2 protein-coding genes and 2 pseudogenes are annotated in these 2,884 nt (G+C 69.9%); all 4 read left to right on the top strand.

The features are described from left to right. A pseudogene (locus tag D7W82_RS42085) lies at nucleotides 1-238 on the top strand (ferritin); the annotation flags it as partial. A 63-nt stretch (nucleotides 239-301) separates the two neighbouring features. Beyond that, a complete protein-coding gene (gene encA, locus D7W82_RS39120) occupies nucleotides 302-1,174 on the top strand; it encodes an encapsulin nanocompartment shell protein EncA (protein ID WP_120566121.1) in 873 nt (290 codons plus the stop codon). Nucleotides 1,175-1,199: 25 nt separating this feature from the next. Next, complete coding sequence (locus tag D7W82_RS39115) at nucleotides 1,200-2,624, top strand: sigma-54 dependent transcriptional regulator (protein ID WP_014397289.1); 1,425 nt, start codon at nucleotides 1,200-1,202, stop codon at nucleotides 2,622-2,624. 74 nt (nucleotides 2,625-2,698) lie between these two features. Beyond that, nucleotides 2,699-2,884, top strand: a pseudogene (locus D7W82_RS39110) (M23 family peptidase); the annotation flags it as partial.

Genomic DNA, 2,884 nt, shown 5'->3' with positions numbered 1-2,884 from the left:
GGGTGCCCCCTCGGAGCCCGCCCTGCCCGCCGCCGAACCCGCGCCCCTGGTGACGCGCGCGGCGCCACCCGCTCCGGCCGCGTTGGGCCGCCTGGCGAACGAGCCCCTGACGTCCCTGCCGCCGCAGCGCCTCATCTACGGCGTGCCCGCGCCGCCGCCTTCGGCCAACGGCCATCCGCTCACCATCGGCAGCCTGCGCCGCGGCGGTGGAAGCGGCGGCTCCGGTGGCGGTCGTTAGAACCCTTTCGCTTCCTGCCTTCTCCTCTCCCCTCCTCTGCCGCCGCTCGTGACGGAGACACCGATGCCTGACTTCCTTGGACATGCCGAGAACCCGCTGCGCGAAGAGGAGTGGGCGCGCCTCAACGAGACGGTGATCCAGGTGGCTCGCCGTTCGCTGGTGGGCCGCCGCATCCTGGACATCTACGGGCCGCTGGGCGCGGGCGTGCAGACGGTGGCGTACGACGAGTTCCAGGGCGTGTCCCCGGGCGCGGTGGACATCGTCGGGGAGCAGGAGACCGCGATGGTCTTCACCGACGTCCGCAAGTTCAAGACCATCCCCATCATCTACAAGGACTTCCTGCTGCACTGGCGGGACATCGAGGCGGCGCGCACGCACAACATGCCGCTGGACGTGTCCGCCGCCGCCGGCGCCGCCGCGCTGTGCGCGCAGCAGGAGGACGAGCTCATCTTCTACGGCGACCAGCGCCTGGGCTACGAGGGCCTGATGACGGCCAACGGCCGCCTCACCGCCACGCTGGGGGACTGGACGGCGCCGGGTGGCGGCTTCCAGACCATCGTGGAGGCCACGCGCAAGCTCAACGAGGCCGGCCACTTCGGGCCGTACGCCGTGGTGCTGTCGCCGCGCCTGTACTCGCAGCTGCACCGCATCTACGAGAAGACGGGCGTGCTGGAGATCCAGACCATCAGCCAGCTCGCGGCGGATGGCGTCTACCAGTCCAACCGCCTGCGCGGTGAGTCCGGCGTGGTGGTGTCCACGGGCCGGGAGAACATGGACCTGGCGGTGGCCATGGACATGGTCGCGGCCTACCTGGGCGCCAGCAAGATGAACCACCCGTTCCGCGTGCTGGAGTCGCTGCTCCTGCGCATCAAGCACCCGGACGCCATCTGCACGCTGGAAGGCGCCACCCCGGCCGCTCCCCCGGCGCGCCGCTAGTCCTCTTCCTTTCGCGCGGAGGCTTATGGCCAAGGTCCTGGTCATCGACGACGAGACGAACCTGCGCAAGGTGCTGGCGGCCCTGCTGCGCCGCGACGGGTTCGACGTCACCGTGGCGGAGAACGGCGAGCAGGGCCTGGCCGAGTTCCACAAGAACGGCGCGGACATCGTCGTCACCGACCTGGTGATGCCCAAGCTGGGCGGCATGGAGGTGCTCGCCGCCGTGCGCGCCGCCAACCCGGACGTGCCGGTGATCATCATCACCGCGCACGGCACCGTGGACTCCGCGGTGGAGGCCATCAAGGCGGGCGCGTTCGACTACATCACCAAGCCGTTTGATCAGGCGGAGCTGTCCTCCGTCGTGGCCAAGGCCGCCAAGACGAACGAGAGCGCCAAGCGCTCCGTGCGCGCGGACCACAAGGCCCGGTCCGCCATCATCGGCGAGTCGCCGCAGATCCAGGACGTCTACAAGATCATCGACAAGGTCGCGGACACGCCCTCCACGGTGCTGATCACCGGCGAGAGCGGCACGGGCAAGGAGCTCATCGCCACCGCGCTGCACGGCGCGTCCAGCCGCCGCGACAAGCCGTTCATCAAGATCAACTGCGCCGCCATCCCCGCCACGCTGCTGGAGAGCGAGCTGTTCGGCTACGAGAAGGGCGCCTTCACCGGCGCCGTCACGTCCAAGCCCGGCCGCTTCGAGCTGGCCGACGAGGGCACCCTCTTCCTGGACGAGATTGGGGAGATCCCCGTCGAGATGCAGGTGAAGCTCTTGCGCGCGCTCCAGGAGGGCGAGTTCGAGCGCGTGGGCGGCATCAAGACGACGCGCGTGAACGTGCGCCTGGTGGCCGCCACGAACCGCGACCTCCAGGCGGAGATCGAAGCGGGCCGCTTCCGCAAGGACCTGTACTACCGGCTGGCCGTGGTGCCCATCGTGCTGCCCGCGCTGCGCGAGCGCCGCGGCGACATCCCGATGCTCGCCGCGCACTTCGTGGACAAGTACAACCGGCGGCTCCACAAGAAGATTGAGGGCATCGCCGACGACGCGCTCGCGCTGCTCCAGGCGTACGCGTGGCCGGGCAACATCCGCGAGCTGGAGAACCTCATCGAGCGCGTGCTGCTCTTCGCCGATGGCCCCCTCATCACCGCGAAGGACCTGCCGGAGCCGGTGCGCGGGGGAGCGGGCGTGCAGGCGGGGGCACAGGTCGCCGCCTCGCTGGGCACGCTGGACGTCCCCGTGGGCGAGGTGGGCCTCAAGGACATCGTGCGCATGAAGGCCGCGGAGCTGGAGCGGGACCTCATCGTCAAGAAGCTGGAGGAGACGGGCGGCAACGTCACGCGCGCCGCGCGCCTCCTGCAGATCAGCCGCAAGTCGCTCCAGACGAAGATGAAGGAGTTCGGCCTGCGCGACACCACCCCGGACGGTCAGGAAGACGGCCCGGACGAGTAGCCTGGGGGCCGAAATATCGCCTTTTCGCCGGCGGTTCCGGCCCCCGCGTACCTTCTTACCCTCAGGGAGCCTGAATGCGGCCGAATCTTCCCACCCTCGGTGGACCACCGAAGCGCAATCCCTTCGGACCGGTGGTTGCCGTCTCCGTCATCCTCGGCGCGGCCGCGGGTGGCGTGTGGTGGTGGAAACAGCGCATGGCGGATGTCCCCATGGACGTCGCCTCGCAGACCGCGTCCGCGCTGGACGCCGGCACCGTGGCC

Source organism: Corallococcus sp. CA049B (assembly GCF_003611685.1).
In the GTDB taxonomy this organism is placed as follows: Bacteria; Myxococcota; Myxococcia; order Myxococcales; family Myxococcaceae; genus Corallococcus; species Corallococcus coralloides.
The sequence above is the reverse complement of the archived record's forward strand: the minus strand, read 5'-3'. Positions and strand labels throughout refer to the sequence as shown.

Bases quoted from the DNA above. Each gene is read 5' to 3' on its own strand.
- D7W82_RS39115 (WP_014397289.1), top strand. From the start codon at position 1,200: ATGGCCAAGGTCCTGGTCATCGACGACGAGACGAACCTGCGCAAGGTG.
- encA (WP_120566121.1), top strand. From the start codon at position 302: ATGCCTGACTTCCTTGGACATGCCGAGAACCCGCTGCGCGAAGAGGAG.